At 68.4% G+C, this 15652-nt stretch carries 16 protein-coding genes; 4 read left to right on the top strand and 12 right to left on the bottom strand.

Features of this window, described 5'->3' with window-relative positions; translation table 11 throughout:
* From NRB20_RS00480 to NRB20_RS00470, 3 genes are all read right to left on the bottom strand, one after another.
* Entirely contained in the window at positions 1 to 1317 is a 1317-nt protein-coding gene (locus NRB20_RS00480; RefSeq protein ID WP_153407199.1) for a DUF1003 domain-containing protein, read from the bottom strand.
* 183 nt (positions 1318 to 1500) lie between these two features.
* The gene (locus NRB20_RS00475; RefSeq protein WP_153407198.1) at positions 1501 to 1806 is read right to left on the bottom strand and encodes a hypothetical protein; all 306 of its coding nucleotides are present in this window, start codon (positions 1804 to 1806) and stop codon (positions 1501 to 1503) included.
* Between the two features lie 214 nt (positions 1807 to 2020).
* On the bottom strand, positions 2021 to 3052 hold the full coding sequence (locus tag NRB20_RS00470) for a zinc-binding dehydrogenase (RefSeq protein WP_153407197.1): 1032 nt from the start codon (positions 3050 to 3052) through the stop codon (positions 2021 to 2023).
* Between the two features lie 54 nt (positions 3053 to 3106).
* Between NRB20_RS00470 and NRB20_RS39190 the strand changes: the two genes are divergently transcribed.
* From NRB20_RS39190 to NRB20_RS00455, 3 genes are all read left to right on the top strand, one after another.
* Positions 3107 to 3886: an AraC family transcriptional regulator gene (locus tag NRB20_RS39190; RefSeq protein ID WP_319944262.1), complete on the top strand. Its 780-nt coding sequence runs from the start codon at positions 3107 to 3109 to the stop codon at positions 3884 to 3886.
* Positions 3887 to 4239: 353 nt separating this feature from the next.
* Complete coding sequence (locus NRB20_RS00460; RefSeq protein ID WP_153407196.1) at positions 4240 to 6147, top strand: FUSC family protein; 1908 nt, start codon at positions 4240 to 4242, stop codon at positions 6145 to 6147.
* Between the two features lie 72 nt (positions 6148 to 6219).
* Positions 6220 to 7113 (top strand): TIGR03621 family F420-dependent LLM class oxidoreductase, encoded by an 894-nt coding sequence (locus NRB20_RS00455; protein WP_319944261.1) that lies wholly within the window; start codon positions 6220 to 6222, stop codon positions 7111 to 7113.
* A gap of 30 nt (positions 7114 to 7143) precedes the next feature.
* On the opposite strand, the gene NRB20_RS00450 is transcribed toward NRB20_RS00455, so the two are convergent.
* Entirely contained in the window at positions 7144 to 7353 is a 210-nt protein-coding gene (locus tag NRB20_RS00450) for a hypothetical protein (protein ID WP_227833090.1), read from the bottom strand.
* Positions 7354 to 7641: 288 nt separating this feature from the next.
* Here NRB20_RS00450 and NRB20_RS00445 point away from each other — a divergent pair, with 288 nt between their 5' ends.
* The gene (locus NRB20_RS00445) at positions 7642 to 8514 is read left to right on the top strand and encodes a TIGR03619 family F420-dependent LLM class oxidoreductase (RefSeq protein WP_153407722.1); all 873 of its coding nucleotides are present in this window, start codon (positions 7642 to 7644) and stop codon (positions 8512 to 8514) included.
* A 54-nt stretch (positions 8515 to 8568) separates the two neighbouring features.
* Here NRB20_RS00445 and NRB20_RS00440 read toward each other — a convergent pair whose 3' ends face one another.
* The 8 genes from NRB20_RS00440 to NRB20_RS00405 all read right to left on the bottom strand — a co-directional run bounded on the left by NRB20_RS00440 (position 8569) and on the right by NRB20_RS00405 (position 15614).
* A complete protein-coding gene (locus tag NRB20_RS00440) occupies positions 8569 to 9036 on the bottom strand; it encodes a nuclear transport factor 2 family protein (protein WP_319944260.1) in 468 nt (155 codons plus the stop codon).
* A complete protein-coding gene (locus NRB20_RS00435; RefSeq protein WP_153407195.1) occupies positions 9029 to 9868 on the bottom strand; it encodes an SDR family NAD(P)-dependent oxidoreductase in 840 nt (279 codons plus the stop codon). Before NRB20_RS00435 ends, NRB20_RS00440 begins: the two co-directional genes overlap by 8 nt.
* 143 nt (positions 9869 to 10011) lie before the next feature.
* A complete protein-coding gene (locus NRB20_RS00430; protein WP_227833089.1) occupies positions 10012 to 10413 on the bottom strand; it encodes a cupin domain-containing protein in 402 nt (133 codons plus the stop codon).
* A 127-nt stretch (positions 10414 to 10540) separates the two neighbouring features.
* Complete coding sequence (locus tag NRB20_RS00425) at positions 10541 to 11479, bottom strand: polysaccharide deacetylase family protein (RefSeq protein ID WP_153407194.1); 939 nt, start codon at positions 11477 to 11479, stop codon at positions 10541 to 10543.
* Positions 11472 to 12911, bottom strand: a complete 1440-nt coding sequence (locus NRB20_RS00420; RefSeq protein ID WP_153407193.1) for an NCS1 family nucleobase:cation symporter-1 — start codon at positions 12909 to 12911, stop codon at positions 11472 to 11474. The genes NRB20_RS00425 and NRB20_RS00420 overlap by 8 nt, the downstream gene beginning before the upstream one ends.
* Positions 12912 to 12928: 17 nt before the next feature.
* Positions 12929 to 13357 carry a GAF domain-containing protein gene (locus NRB20_RS00415; protein ID WP_194289674.1) on the bottom strand — a complete coding sequence of 143 codons (429 nt, stop codon included), beginning with the start codon at positions 13355 to 13357 and terminating at the stop codon, positions 12929 to 12931.
* On the bottom strand, positions 13357 to 14676 hold the full coding sequence (locus NRB20_RS00410; RefSeq protein ID WP_153407191.1) for an MFS transporter: 1320 nt from the start codon (positions 14674 to 14676) through the stop codon (positions 13357 to 13359). Before NRB20_RS00410 ends, NRB20_RS00415 begins: the two co-directional genes overlap by 1 nt.
* Positions 14673 to 15614: a polysaccharide deacetylase family protein gene (locus tag NRB20_RS00405; protein ID WP_153407190.1), complete on the bottom strand. Its 942-nt coding sequence runs from the start codon at positions 15612 to 15614 to the stop codon at positions 14673 to 14675. Before NRB20_RS00405 ends, NRB20_RS00410 begins: the two co-directional genes overlap by 4 nt.
* Between the last annotated feature and the right edge of the window lie 38 nt (positions 15615 to 15652).

Raw genomic sequence — 15652 nt, 5'->3', positions numbered from 1 at the left:
TCACACCGCGCCGGGACCACCGCGCAACACCTGAAAACCCGCCTGCTCCACCACGATCGGGATCCGCCGCGCCGCCCGCAGATGCGGAAGCCTTGCGGCGTCGGGTAATTCGACCCACGGCAGCGGAATCGCGTCGTCCAGGTCGTGCTGCTCGGACAGATTCCTGAATCGCGCCGCGATCCGATCCTGCATCCAGTGGTGGTACTCCAGCTCGGCGAGCCGGCGAACCTCGGCGTCGTCGAAATTCGCGGCCAGCTCCGCATCGAAGGCCGGAACCATGAAACAGCCTATCGCGGCGAGGTTTTCGCCGATCCGGCGCGCCTGCATCCGGCGGTCGTCCTGTTTGCGGACCGGCAGATCCGACCACGCGCGCAGCACATCGGCCTCGGCGGGCGCGCGACCGGTGGTCATCGCCTCGTGCACCCGCTCCTGATGGGCCACCCGTTCGCTCGTGTCGTGCATCGCCCGCGCCAGCCGCTCGGTGACCTGAACGGTGACATAGCCGGTGAGGCTGTCGATCACCCGGTCCTGCGCGTTGAACCGCTCCTTCATCCGGCGGCACTCGTGCAGGATGGCCTGGGCGTCCAGGAACGTCTGCTCCGAACGCCGATCTCCGGTGCGGCCCAACACATCCTGGCCGACCATGATCACGATCATGAAGATCAGCTGGGCCAGTGAGGACAGAAAAGTCATGAACAGGAACGGATATCGGTCGAACCGCTGAACTCCGGTCTGCGCCAACACGATCCACAGCACCTGGGTTCCGGCCGCCAGATAGAACGCCCACACGCTGCCGAGCTTGGTGGTGAGCCAGGCCGCGATCCGATCGTTGAGGGTGACCGCCTGATCCGCGGCCTGCGGCGGATCCTGCACCCGATGCTGTTCGATCCACGGATGCGGACTCGACTCCAGCAGGCTCAGCCCGCGGCTCAACTCCCGATCCTGCCGGTCCAGATGCGCCTGCAGATCCGCGACCTGGTGGAACACCATCTCGGTGTTCTCGTAGGTCTGCACCGAGCGGCGGTCGGCCGCGGCGCTGAGCACCCGCTGGCCGACCAGGATGACCAGGCACAACACCAGCTGGACGACATTGTTCAGGAACAGCAGGAACTGGAACGGGTACGGATCGGCCCGATGCAGCGGCGGCCACCAGGTCGCCAGCGCCGCATAGACGGTGAACGCCACCAGCACCAGATACAGGGCGGGCATCGACCCCACCGACCGGGTCACCGCGGCCGCCACCGCGTCGTTCAGGCCCATCCGCTCATCGGCCATCAGCACCGGATGCTGCTCGGGCGCTGCGCTACCGCTGCTCAACAGTTCAGTCTCCTCGATGCGAAACCGGATCGGCCATGGGCTCAACGGTATATGGCCGCATCGGGACCGGTCCGAACCGCGCGCGACCCGCAGCGTGCTGTCGGTCACGTCGGCCCGGGAGACCGTGTCGAATCAGGAGAGTGGTGGGGACCGCCGCCCGTGCTTCGGGCGGCAGGCGGGCCGTTATCCGATGACGGCGTTCATGATCGTGCCCGCGCTGGTCGCGACCATGCCGCCGATCATGGCCCCCGCCACCATCTTCGGTGACTGCGAGCCGCCGCCGGTCCACTTCTCCCAGGCGAAATGGCCTCCGGCGTAGACGATTGCGAGGATGCCGGACATGATGACGAACCAGGTGAAGTACCGCACCAGCTTCATCAGTTTGTCCGCCGCGGGCGGGGTTTCCGGTGTGGGGTTGCCGACCTGCGCGAGAACGACCTCGTGGTGTGCGAGAACGGTCTCGTGAAGCTGAAGGGCCACGAGGATCATGACGAGGCTCTTTTCCGCAATCGTGGAGCTTTCCCGATAACTGTCGTGAGAATCATAGTGGCAGACGGGGATTGAACGCCAGCGGATCGAACGCCGTTGCCCCGCAACGTCGGCAGAGGCAGCGCAGGGGCCGTGAACAGTTGGTGAATCGGCAGGGAATGTGCAGTGCCGTTCTGCCGCAGCGGGATCTATCATGTGAGCCACCATCGGGAGGTCAGGGGAGCAGCACGATCTTGCCCACTGCCGCGTTGTCCTCCATACATCGATGAGCTGCGGCGATCTGGTCCAGGTGCACGACGCGATCGATGATCGGGTGATAGCTGCCGGACTCCACCTGGTGGACGATGCGCTGGAGGACGCCCGCGCCCGCCGCGCCGCGAAAGTCGTTGCTGTGGAAGGCGGTGAGCCTGGTTCCGGAGGGGATCATCGCGATCGGCTCGAAGTCGCGGAGTGTCCAGCCGCTCAGCGAACCCGCCACGCACACCGTGCCGCCGCGACGCACCAGCCGTAGCGAATCCACGGCGGTGGCGGCTCCGACCAGGTCGAGGATGCGATCGGGGCCCTCGGGCCAGACGGCGCGCAGATCGTCGGCGAGTGTTGGGCTGTCGATGAGGACGTGGTTAGCGCCCGCCGTGCGGAGTGTGTCGATGCGGTCCGGTCGCCGGGTCGTGGTCGCGATCTCGACGCCGTATGCCGCGGCGATCGATAACGCGGCCAGCCCGACCGACGAAGTCCCGCCGCGGATCAGCAACCGACCGGCGGTGCCGGAGGTGACTCCGGCCGCGTCGAGCGCGCCCTGGGCGGTGAGATATGTCTCGGGCAGTGCGGCCAGGACGTCCCAGGGCAGTGTGGTCGTGATCGGCATCAGCAACGCGTTGGGCAACAGCGCGTATTGCGCGTAGCCGCCGTCGAATTCGCGTCCCATCTCACCCATCACCGCTGCGACGGTCGTCCCCTCGGGCAGCGCCGGATCGGTCGAGGCGGCCACGCTGCCCACGCATTCGATACCAAGCACGCGCGGGAAGGCGACGTCGGGGGAGTGGCCCTGGCGGGTGCGCAGTTCCGAGCGGTTCAGGCCCGCGCCCCGCACCCGGATCAGACTCCAGCCGGGGCGGATCGATGGCACGGGCAGGTCCCGGATCTCGAGCATGTCCGGGCCACCGGGGCCGACGCACACCGCCGCCCGCATGGTCGTTGGCGCCGGGGAGGTGGCACCGGTCGTATTCGTTCGAAGCGTGTCGTGCATAGGCCCACTGTTCAGCAGCGATGGGTCGGCCGACCACCGATAGAATGCCGAGTTGTGCCCATTGCCCGCCAACCCTCCCGGCCGGATGTCACCTCGCGGCTGTGGCCCTCCGGCGGCGCGCATCAGTGGCCGACGGGCGCGATGAGTTCACTGCACACCCATCGGCGCGGACATCTGGTGTACGCGGCGCGCGGCGTGCTCTCGGTGCGCACCGAACGCGGCACCTCGATCGTCCCGGCCAACCGGATCGCCTGGACCCCAGCCGAATTCGCCCATCGTCACCGCGCGCACGGCGACACCGACATGCGGATCGTCTTCCTGCCGCCGTCCCTGTCCCGGCTCATGCCCGAGCGGCCCGCCGTCTTCACCGCCTCCGGCCTGACCCGCGAAATCGTGCTGAGCCTGACCGGTACTCGCGACCACGACCGCGCGGCCCGCGCCCGACTGCACCGCGTCCTGGTCGACGACCTGCGCGAAGCGTCCGAGCAGCCACTGCAACTTCCCGAACCGCGCGACGACCGGCTCCGCGCCGTCGCCCGCCTGCTGTACGAAACCCCTTCGGACAACACATCATTGGCCGACCTCGGCCACATGATCGGCGCAGGCGCCCGCACCCTCAGCCGCCTGTTCCACACCGAACTCGGCATGACCTTCTACGAATGGCGCACCCAGATCCGCATCCACCACGCCCTGCTCCTGCTGGCCGACGGCCACGACATCACCCACGTCGCCCACGCCTGCGGCTGGTCCAACCCCAGCGGCTTCATCACCGCCTTCACCACCCTCGTCGGCACCACCCCCGGCCGCTACCGAACCGGCCGGGACCCCGACTGACAGTGCATTCCCCCTCTGGATCCGGCTGGGGTGAGCTCTGTCTGGATCCGGCTGGGGTGAGCTCTGTCTGGATCCGGCTGGGGTGAGCTCTGTCTGGATCCGGCTGGGGTGAGCTCTGTCTGGATCCGGCTGGGGTGAGCCCTGTCCGGACCCGGCTGGGGCGAGCCTCTCTGGATCTGGCTGGGGTGAGCCCTGTCCGGATCCGGCTGGGGCGAGTCTCTCTGGATCCGACTGGGGCAACAGAATTGTGCTGAAAATTTGCTGGCGCGTGTCGAACTTGCCGAATGCGCGGGTGAGGTTGGCTATCGTGGCGATGCTGTGCGGTTTCCGGTTCCCGAGGGCGAGGTTCAGGTATGAGCAGGGAGTGGGGGTCGCGGCGGGCGATCGTGGACTTCGCGCCAGGGTGGTTGGTGGAGGTGGTGCGGCCCGCGCCCGCGACGCCGCAGTGGGGTCGGATGACGTTGTGTCTGATCGCGGTGGTGACGCCGTTGGCGGTCGCGGTCGCCGCCGGGCGGCTGATCGATGGGACGCTGCCCGCGATGGGGGCGCTCACCGCGGTGGCCGCCGATCAGGGCGGTTCGTATCGGGCGCGCTCGCTGCGGTTCGCGGTGGTGGCCGTCGCGGGTGCGGCCGGATTCCTCGCGGGCGGCTACATTCGCGGGTCGGGCTGGTGGACGGTCTTGGCGATCACGGCATTGTCGCTGGTGGCGGCCTTGCTGAGCGGTGCGGGTGGGACGGGATCGGTGGCGGGGCTGAACCTGCTGGTGACCTCCATCGTCGCGACCGGGATGCCGCTGGCCGGAGCGCCCTGGCACAACGCGGTCATGTTCGTCGCGGGCGCGTGCTGGACGATTCTGCTGGTCGCGGTGGTCTGGCCGCTGCATCCGACGCTGCCCGAACGCGAGGGCGTCGCGGCCACCTACCGTGCCCTGGCGGATTTCCTGCGCACCCCGAACGCCGCCACCACCGCGGTGTTCGCGCGGGCCCGGCGCACCGCGTACGAATCCGTGCTCGCCGCGCGGTCGTGGTCGCCGGGCTCACAGCGTGAACGCACCAAACTCGTTGCGCTGCTGAATCAATCGAGTGTGGTGCGGGATGCGGGTGTGGCGCTGGACCTGGAGAGTATCGACGCGGCCCCGCGGTCGGCGCGGTATGCCGAGGAGGTCGCCGCGGCGATTCTGGGCGAATCGCGCACCTACGCGGCGATGCCCGACGTGGACAGCGGGGCGACCCCGGCCCGGCGCGCGCTGCGGTCGGCGCTGGCCGGTGCGATGGAACTGGTCGACACCACCTATCTGAGCGACGAGGTGCAGTCCTCGACCGGTGCGCGCCCGCGCAGGCCGGTGCGGTCGGTGCTGGCCGAGATGTGGACCGGGCGGCTGCTGCGGCTGTTCGCGTTGCGGTTGGCGGTGTGTATGGCGGTGGCCGGTGCGGTGAGCGAGTTGTTCCCGCTGCAACGTTCGTACTGGGTGATGCTGACCGTGGCGGTGGTGCTCAAACCCGATTTCGGTTCGGTGTTCGCCCGCGCGCTGCAACGTGGTTTGGGCACCACGGTCGGCGCGGTGATCGGGGCCGCGCTGCTGGCCATCGCCTCGGACGGTCCGTGGCTGCTGATCCCGATCGCGGTGCTGGCGTTCGCGATGCCGTATGGCAAGCGCCGCAACTGGGGGCTGTTCTCCACGTTCCAGACCCCGCTGGTGATCCTGTTCATCGATCTACCTGCGCATATCGGTTGGAAGCTGGCCGAGATCCGGTTGGCGGACGCGGTCGTCGGCTGCGCGATCGTGCTGATCCTGGGCTATCTGCCGTGGCCGGGCAGCTGGCAAGCGCCGGTGCGGCCGCGCCTGGCCGACGCCCTCGACGCGATCGCCGAATACTTCGGCGGCGCTTTCGGCGCCGCGGAGGCGAATCTGCCGCAGCTGCGGCGCGCGGCCTACGATCGGCTCGCGGATCTGCGCACCTCGTTCCAGCGGGCGATCGCCGAACCCGCGGCGGTGAGCCGTCGCACGCTGGCCTGGTGGCCCGCGGTGATCGCGGCGGAACGGGCGTTGGACGTGGCCACCGCGACGGTCGCGCGCACAGCGCACGGGGCCGCGCCACCGGACGCCGCGGGATTGGCCGAGACCGTGCACGCGATGGCCGAGGACATCCGCGCCGGCCGCCCGATCCGGGAGGTGCCCGAACCGCCCGACGAGCAGAGTCGTCCGTTGAGCGACGCCGTGCGCGGCGTGCGGCACGCGTTGTCGGGCGAGGCGCGGTGACACGCCCTGCTCGGTGACACGGCCGAACTAATCAGGTGCTGTCCCGCCCGCCCGCGACTACCGTGGGCGGACGTGGACGACAATCGAAATGACTTGACACCGCGGCCTTTTCGTTTCGCGGTAGGTATCACGGCAACCAGCACCCGTAGTGAGTGGCAGGACCGGGCCCGCAAGGCCGAGGATCTGGGCTTCGACGTGGTCCAGGTCGCCGATCACCTGGGCATGGTCTCGCCGTTTCCGGCGCTGATCACGATGGCCGAGGCGACCAGCCGGGTCCGGGTCGGCACGATGGTGCTGAACTCCGGCTTCTACCGCCCCGCGCTGCTGGCCCGCGACGTGGCGAGTATGGGTCTGCTCACCGACGGCCGGTTCGATTTCGGCATCGGCGCGGGCCCGGACTTCGCCAAGCCCGAATTCGAGGTCGCCGGGCTGCCCTTCCCGGGCGGGCGGCAGCGCATCGAGAACCTGGCGCAGACCCTCACCGAGATCCGGAAACTGTTCGCCGGCGACCATCAACCGCCGGTGCCGCACCCGATCCCGGTGCTGGTGGCCGGCGCCGGTGACCGGTTGATCCGGGTGGCGGCCGAATACGCCGACACCGTCGCCATCGCCGGGGTCCCGGTCGCCGCCGACATCGATTCCGACGCGACGGGAGTCGACGCGCTGGCCCGTCGCGTGGAGTTCGTCCGCGCCGCCGCCGGAGCTCGCTTCCCCGACCTCGAACTGGGTCTGACCGTGCAGGGCATCGAAATCCCCGGGCACGAGTCCGACCTGCATATGGTTCGGATGTTCAACCCGGCCCTCACCGAGGAGCAGTACCGCTACCTGCCCGGCGTGTTGCACGGCACGGCCCGCGATGTCGCCGACACCCTGCGGCGCTACCGCGACGAATACTCCGTCACCCACTACTCGGTATCGGAATCCCGCATGGCTGCGCTGGCCGATGTGATCGCCGAATTGCGCTGAGCCGCAACGATATCCGGGACGCGGGAGCGGCTAGACGAGTTCGACCTCGTCGAATGCGACCGTCATCCGATGCCGCCGCTCCCGCAACACCCCGCCCTCGCGATGCACCAGGCCCTCGCCGAATTCGAGGCGGAGGGTGGCGCGCCGCGCGTCCACCTCGTGCACGACACCGCAGATGCCGACGAACGGCCCCTCCGGAAAGTAGACGACATCGCCCGGTCCGTAGTCCTCGAAACCCACGCTGCCACAGTACCGGCTCCGGGTAGCCGGGAGCGGTTGTGAGTTGTGGTGCGGGGAAATCGGTTGCGGCAGTAGATATTCGGTGTTCTGTCAGTTCTCCCGGAGCGTCGCGGTGGCGATATCTGTCGGCGGTCCGGGGCGACTGCCGTCGGGACAGGCCGCCCCCAGGTCCCGGTCACCGGACGAGCGGGTCGGGTCGCCGGGGGGCGGCAGTAGCGTGGGCGGCGCGGGGTGTCCGCGTGAGCGCAGGTGGCGGTGGTGGTGATCGGAGGCAGTGTGACGGTGAGAATGGGGATCAGCACCCCGGTGGTGCTGGACATTCCGGGACGGTCCGCGGCGTGGGAGGGCACGGCCGGGATCGAGGAGATCGCGCGGATCGCCGAGGCCGGGGACCGGCTCGGATTCGATCATCTCACCTGTAGCGAACATGTCGCGCTGGCCGAGCATTCCACCTCGACGATGCTGAAAGGCGGTCGGGGGACACGCTATTGGGATCCGTTGGCCACCCTGTCGTACGTGGCGGCCCGGACACGCCGGATTCGGTTGTGCACCAGCGTGATCGTGCTCGGATACCACCATCCGCTGGCCCTGGCCAAGCGGTACGGCACATTGGACCGGATCAGCGGCGGTCGCGTCGTGCTGGGCGTCGGAGTCGGTACCGCGCGTGAGGAATTCGAGCTGCTGGGCGCGTCGTTCACCGATCGGGGCCGGCGTGCGGACGAGTCGATCGCGGCACTGCGGGCCGCGTTCGGGCGGCGGACGCCCGAATTCGAGGGCGAGTACTTCAGTTTCGGCGATCTGGTGGTCGATCCGCACGGGGTGCAGGAACAGCTGCCGATCTGGGTGGGCGGTGTCAGCGATGCCGCGCTGCGGCGGGCCACCCGCCTGGGTGACGGCTGGATTCCCGCTGCGGTGTCCGCGTCCGGATTGCGCGAGCGTTTGGCCGAATGCCAGCCTGCCGCAGCACATTTCGATGTCGTGGTCGGCACGGCGCAGGAACTCGATCCGATTGCCGTACCGGAGCGTGCCGAAGAGGTGATCGGTGAACTCGGCGCCGCCGGAGCCACCATCGTGCAGCCGCGCCTGCGGCACGGATCGCTGACTGAGTATCTCGAGCAGCTCGACGCGCTGTCCCGCCTGACCTGTTTCCAGGCCGCGTAGCGCACGCGAGACGCGGTGAAACGCCTTGTGGCGCAAAACCGCGGCTCGCTTCGCTCAGTCGTTCCGTCCGGTCAGGATCTGCCGGGTCACCGCACTGCCGTCGAGTGGGCGGCTGATCCGGTGCGTGACGCGCCAGCCCTCGGAGGTCCGCCGCAGCCGGATACGATGTGCTCCGGCGCGCCAGATGTAGGGCCCGTCGTCGTTGTGCCGCACCAGAATCGACTCACAGACCGCTACGGCCTCGTCGCCGTCGAGGGTGATGCTGGGTGGGCCGAAGAAGTGCGCGCTGCCGGAGTCGATGATGCGGTGGTGCGCCTCGGATCGGATCATCGCGCGCACCTCGTCGCGACCGCGCATGTGCCAGCCGTCGACGTCGTATTCGCCGTCCTGGGACCAGATTTCGGCGGCGTCGGTGCTGCCGGCGTCGGCCAGTGGGCCGTAGGAGGTGAGCAGGCGCAGGATGGCGAGTTCGTCCTCGACGCGTTGTAGACGTTGTTCGAGACGGGCCAGGGCGTCATCCACGGCGGGGCTCCCCGGCGGGCGGCTCGGCGTCCATCAGCCTCGTCATGGCCTTGTGCGTGGTCAGGATGATCTTCGCGCGGTCCGGGCCGGTGCGCCACGCGACGGACTTCTCGTTGCCGCTGACCACGTGCACCGGGCCGTGCGGCAGCCGCGCCAGACCTTCGCGGGCGACCTCGGCGGGCTCGGAGACGACCATGCCCGGCGCGTCGAAGTTCAGCCCGACACGCTCCATGGCCGGTGTGCGGGTGACGCCGAGTACCAGCGTGAGTACATCCACGCCGTGGTCGCGCAGCTCGAGCCACAACCCCTCGCCGAAGATCCGCACGAACGCCTTCACGCCGCCGTAGACGGTGTGCCGCAGCGAACCGGCGTACTCGGAGAGCGATCCGACCAGCAGGATTCCGCCGCGTCGCCGGTCGCGCAGGAGACGTCCGTAGTGATGGACGAGCGTGAGCGTCGCGGTGAGATTCAGGTCGATCACGCGCTGGAATTCGCGTGGGTCGCCGTCCAGGAATTCCATGCTGTGCGTATTGGCCCCGGCATTGCAGAGCAGCAGGCCGACCTCGAGGTCCGCGGTGGTCTCGATGATCGCCTCGACGCCGCCGTCGGTGAGATCGACTGCGAGGGGTCGTACTTCGACACCCAGCTCCCGGCACGACTCGGCGACCCGTGCCAGCGGTCCCGGTTTACGCGCGACCAGAACCAGGTTCACTCCGGCGTGGGCGAGTTGCCGCGCGAACTCGGCTCCGACACCTTCGGAGCCACCGGCGATCACCGCCCACGGACCGTATTTCGACAGGTCGGGATCGGGAGGAACAGTTGCGTCGGTCATGAACGCCAGTATCATGCCGGGATCGGTCCAGGTCGCTAGGCGTTCCGGTCAACGGGACCGCGTCTGCTGCCCGTGTGTGCTCCCGATTGCGGCGTCCGGGCGCTGCGGACCGGAATTCGCTTGCCGGACAGGCTGTCCCGGGATTACTTCGCGCCGCGCGCCGCGGCCCGTTCGATGGCGTCCATGCACTGCCCGAGGGCGAAGGCCGGGTTGATCTCGAGCGCCTCGGTGGCCTCCTCGTAGATCAGGACGTGACCGGCGGGGAAGAAGTACGCCTCGCCCGCGGTGGCGGTTTCGTCGGGGGTCTCGGTGCCGGGATAGGTGGCGCGGATGGTGCCGGAGAAGATGTAGCCGTAGTGCGGGCACGGGCAGACGCCGCCGGGCATCCCGCCGGCCCGGTAGAGCTCGGTGCAGTCGCGCGCCCCGGCCGCACGGGTGAAGCCGACCTCCATGTCGCCCCAGCGTTCGGAGGCGAAGCCGCGGGCGCTGAACGGCCAGCGTCCGCCTCCGCCGGGGGCGAGATCCTCGGGACGTGCGTGCGGCATGGTCGGCTCCCTTCGGTGGGTCCGTCCCCGGTGGTCGGGTAGAACGTGACTCTCACTGAAGTTAGAACATGATTTCTGCTTTTGGGAGCAAAATTCTCGAACTCGGCGGGCGGGCAATCGGCCGACCTCAGACGAACTCGGCGTGGTGGGCCAGCCACCACTGCGCGATATCGACGCGTCGCGCGAACCAGACCTGTCCGCGTCCGAGCGCGTGCTCGAGGAATTCGCGCACCGCGCGGGAGCGTCCGGGCATTCCCGCCCAACGCCCGTGCAGGCCGATCGTCATCATCCGGGGATGCGTCGCGCCCTCCTCCCAGAGATCGTCGAAGCCCATGGTGAGGTAACGGGTGAAGGAGGTCGGATCGGCGAAACCCGGGAAGGCGAAACGCATGTCGTTGAACGTCAGCGAGTACGGCACGACCAGATGCGAACCGCCGGCGGTGTCGGTGAAGTACGGCAGATCGTCGTTGTAGGCGTCGGAGTCGTAGAGGAATCCGCCTTCTGCTGCGACCAGTTCGCGCGTGTGCACCGACGGTGTGCAGCGCGAGTGCCAGCCGACTGGCCTTGTCCCGCAAAGCTTTTCGATGGTGGTGACGGCGCGGGCGATATCCTCGCGTTCCTGTTGTTCGGACAGCCGCCACGGTTCCTCCCAACGCCAGCCGTGTGCCATCGGTTCGTGCCCGCTGGTTCGAATGTATTCGCCCAGTGCGGGATTCTCGAGCAACGCCCGGCCGCAGCAGTTGACCGTGGCGGGCAGCCCGTACTCGTCCAGGATCCGGGCCAATCGCCAGGTGCCCGAACGGCTTTCGTACTCGAACGCCGATTCCACGCACAGATCGCGAATCCCTGGACGCGTCGGATTTATCGCCACCCCGAACTCACCCACGGCCTCGCGCCGGCCGTCCCCCGAGGCGAAGCTGTACTCGGCCCCGGCCTCGTAGTTGATCACCAGGCTCACCGCCACCCGCGCCCCGCCGGGCCACACCACCTTGGGTGGCACGGGACCGTAGCCGACGAAATCCCTTCGCGGCCCGGCGATTCGGGTGTCGTTCTGCGGTTCAGACATGCGCGGGCTCCTGTCCGGAATCAACCGAATCGACCACACCACGCCGCACCGCGAGATACACCACGGCGGCGACGACCGCGCCCAACGTCCACGAGAACGGCGCTGCCGCATGCCATTGCGGCACCAACGCCACGGGTATCGCGATCACGGCACCGGCCGCGGCCGCCAGCATCGCCCGCGGATTCACCCCGCGCCGATACCAATAGGGACCGCCCCCTTCGACATACAGCGCCGCGACGTCCACGCGCCCACGCCGCACCAGATAGAAATCGGTGACGATCACCCCGAACAACGGCCCGAGCAACGCGCCCAGACCGCCGATGAAGTAGTCGACCACCACCGGACTCGAGTACAACGCCCACGGGCACACCAGGATCGAGCCGATCGCCGCGAGCATGCCGCCGCGTTCGAAGGTGATGTACTTCGGCGCGATATTGGAGAAGTCGAACGCCGGGGACACCACGTTGGCGGCGACGTTCACGCCGATCGTGGCGATGGTGAAGATGATCGTGGCGAAGATCAGCACGGGGGTGTTGTCGATGCGCTGCACGAGTTCGATCGGATCGGTCACCGCCTGTCCGAACAGTTTCGCGCTGCCGGTGGTGACGATCGCGACCGTCACCGCGAACACCAGGAAGTTCACCGGCAGACCCCACAGATTGGCCCGGCGCATCGAGCGCGGCGACGGACTCGACCGGGTGAAATCGCTGATATTGAGCAGGAACGTACCGAAGAACGCCACGATCAGTCCGACGATCGACGCGAACTGCAACACCACCGACCCGCCGTGCACCCGATCGGGGGAGACCTCCACACCCGGCGCGCCGTCGGTGCGGATCAGCACCCAGGCCAGCAGCACGAACATCACCAGATACACCGCCGGTCCGGCCCAATTCTGGTATCTGCGAACGGCTTCCATACCGTGCCGCACGACCAGCAGTTGCAGCACCCACAGCGCCAGGAAGCAGCACCAGCCCAGCCCCGACAGGCCCAGCAGCTTGTGCGCGTTCCAGGATTCGAGTCCCGGCGCCAGCCGCAACGCCAGCGCCGACACCGCCACCGACCCCAGATAGGTCTGCACGCCGTACCAGAACACCGCCAGCACCCCGCGAATCAGCGCGGGCAGATTCGCGCCGAACACCCCGAACGAGAGGCGCGCCACGACCGGGTACGGCACGCCGGTGCGCTGCCCGATCGCGCCACTGAGATTCATCAGCACATAGACGATGACCAGGGCGACCGCCATGGCGGCCAGTACCGTCCAGATACCGAGCCCGCGGAAGAAGAATCCGATCGCGAAGGTGTAGGCGCCGACGTTGTGCAGCACCGACATCCACAGCGCGAACACGCTGTACCCGTTCCAATCCCGGGTCGTCGCGGGGGCCAGATCCGCGTTGTGCAGCCGCGCGCTGACCGGTGGTGAGGTGGACATGAGAACTCCTGGAGGATCTATCGGGCGAGGGTGGATTCGATGTGGTCCCGGCAGCCACGCACCGCGGCGACATCGGCGTCGGAGAACTGCCGGGGATGGTCCTGGAAGTGGACCGAGAGGGTGCCGACCACCTCGCCGCGGTGGCGGATCGGCGCCAAAATCTGTGCGTAGACCCGTAATTCGTCGATCAGCGACCGCGGCGGACGGATCGGATCGGTTCTGGTGTCGGACTGGACCAGCAGCTCACCGGTCTCGACCAGATGGCGATAGGTGGGGAAATCGGCCGGATTGATCCGCGAGGCGGTGCGCATCGAGGGCACGCCCGCCGCGCACTGCTCGGTGACCAGTTCGGGAAAACCGCTCTCGTCCACGAGCCGCACGGTGACCCGCGAGGCCGCGACCTCGGTGAGCAGCCGACGGCACGGAATCGAATAGTCGATGCCCATCACGCACCCGCCTCGAGCACCGTGCCGGGACGCACCCGCGGCGCGCCGAACATCAGCGCGGCGGCGACCACGCAGGCCAGCACCCCTGATCCGGCCGCGGCCGTCGCGGTCCATCCGGCATCCTGCAACCCGCCGTACAGCAGTGGCCCGACGATCCCGCCGAGTGGCCCGACCGCGCCCACCAGCGCCGCGCCGCTACCGCGCACCCGGGTGGGGAACACCTCGCCGAGATAGGTGAACAGCGGTGCGGCCGCGCCCTGGGCGAAGAACAGCGTCGCGGAGTAGGCGATCAGCACGCCCGCGGTACCGTGCGCGGCGAACAGCAGCCAGGCGGTCGAGATCGCGGCGGCGCACTGCGCGAGGATCACCGTCTCCCGGCGTCCGATCCGGTCGCCGAGATGTCCGAGCGCCAGATATCCCGCTATCGCAACGAGATTCGCGACGACCACCATCCACAGCGCACCGGCGATCGATACGCCCTTGACGTCGCGCAGCACCGTGGTGGCCAGCACCGTCAGCTGCGAATCGGCGATCAGCTTGACGAAGAACGCCAGGCACAGCACGATCGTCGGCCGCAGCAGCCGCCCGCGCAGCAGTTCGGCGTAGGTGACCCGGCTCGTGCCGGGCTGTTCGATACCCCACTCGAGGGCGAGCGTGGCGGCCTCGGAAGTCCTTCCGGTGGAACGCAATTCGCGCAGCCGCCGCATCTTCAGGAAGTGGGGCGACTCGCGTAATCCGGTGCGCAACAACAGGATCACCAGCAGCGGGAACGTCGCCACCGCGAACACTCCACGCCACCCCACGACCGGCTCGAGCACCGCGGCCAGCCCGGCCGACAGCATCACTCCGACCGGCCATCCCGCCTGCACCATCGCGTACATCAGCCCCTTGCGACGCGGGCCGTAGATCTCGTTGAGGTACGCGGCGTTGACCGACTGCTCGGCCGCGCCGAAACCGGACAGTGCGCGCGTGAACACCAGGCTGATCGGCCCGATCGCCAGCGCGGCCAACCCGGAGCTGACCGCCGCGCCGGAGGTGGTGATCAGCAGCGCCGGACGGCGGCCGAGCCGGTCGATCACCGGTCCGACGGTGAGCGCGATCAGCATCGAACCCGCCGAAACCGCCGTGGCCACATAGGAACTCGTACTCGACGACCAGGAGAAGTCGTCACCGATCACCGGCAGCAGATTGCCGAAGGTGATCTGGTCGTAGACCGCCAGCGTCCAGGCCAGGAACGCCACGGCGGTGGTGTAGGTGACCCGGCGCGGGGTCAGCGGCGCGAACGTCGTCGCATCGGACGGCGTGGATGTGCGAATCATGCTGCCTGCCTGGAGAGTTCGAGTTCTTCGGCGTGGTCGTAGCACCAGTCCGCGATATCGGCCTTGCGGGCGAACCAGACCGAGCCGCGTTCGAGGCAGTGCTCCAGGAACGCCTGGAGGGCGTGTGCGCGTCCGGGCTGTCCGGCCAGCCGCGGATGCAGCCCGACCGACATCAGCTGCGGGCGCTGCTCGCCTTCGGCCCAGAGCATATCGAAGGTGCGGCGGCAACTGTCCAGGAAATCGGCCGGAGACGAATATGCCTGTCCGGGATGGAAGTGCGAATCATTCGTGACGAAGGTGTACGGAATCACCAGATGCCGCTTGTCGCCGACGCGGGTGAAATACGGTACGTCATCGGCGAAGGAATCGCTGTCGTAACGGAATCCGCCTTCCTCGACCAGTAATTCGCGGGTGCTGAGTGAGGGCGGGCATTTGCTGTACCAGCCGACCGGCCGCTGCCCGCAGGTGCGCCGGATCGAGTCCACCGCCAGCGCGATGTGCTCGCGTTCCACCTCGCGCGGCAGCCGGCTGACCTCCTCCCAGCGCCACCCGTGCGCGCACACCTCGTGCCCGGCCTCGGCGATGTACGCCCCGACCTCGGGAACCAGTTCGAAGGCGCGGGCGCAGCCGTGGAAAGTGGCCCGCAGCCGGTACCGATCCAGCAGGCGCTGCAATCGCCACACCCCGGTCCGGCTGCCGTATTCGAAGATCGACTCGTTGCCCAGATCGCGGATCGCGGGCGCGGGATAGCCGAATTCCTGGGGTGGTTCGTTGCGGTCGTCACCGGCCCAGTAGGAGCGTTCCGCGCCGGATTCGTAATTCACGATCAGGCAGACCGCGACCCGGGCGTCGCCGGGCCAGCGCACCGGCGCGCCGCGGCGGCCGTATCCGGCGAAATCGCGGTCGGGACCGGATCGATCGGGTGCGTCGGGACTCATGAAACTGTTCCTCCGGTATCGGTCCGCGTACTTCGATG

The organism is Nocardia macrotermitis (genome assembly GCF_009604405.1).
GTDB classification, from domain to species: Bacteria; Actinomycetota; Actinomycetes; order Mycobacteriales; family Mycobacteriaceae; genus Nocardia; species Nocardia macrotermitis.
Note: the sequence above shows the minus strand (reverse complement) of the source record. Positions and strands in the feature narration are given on the sequence as shown.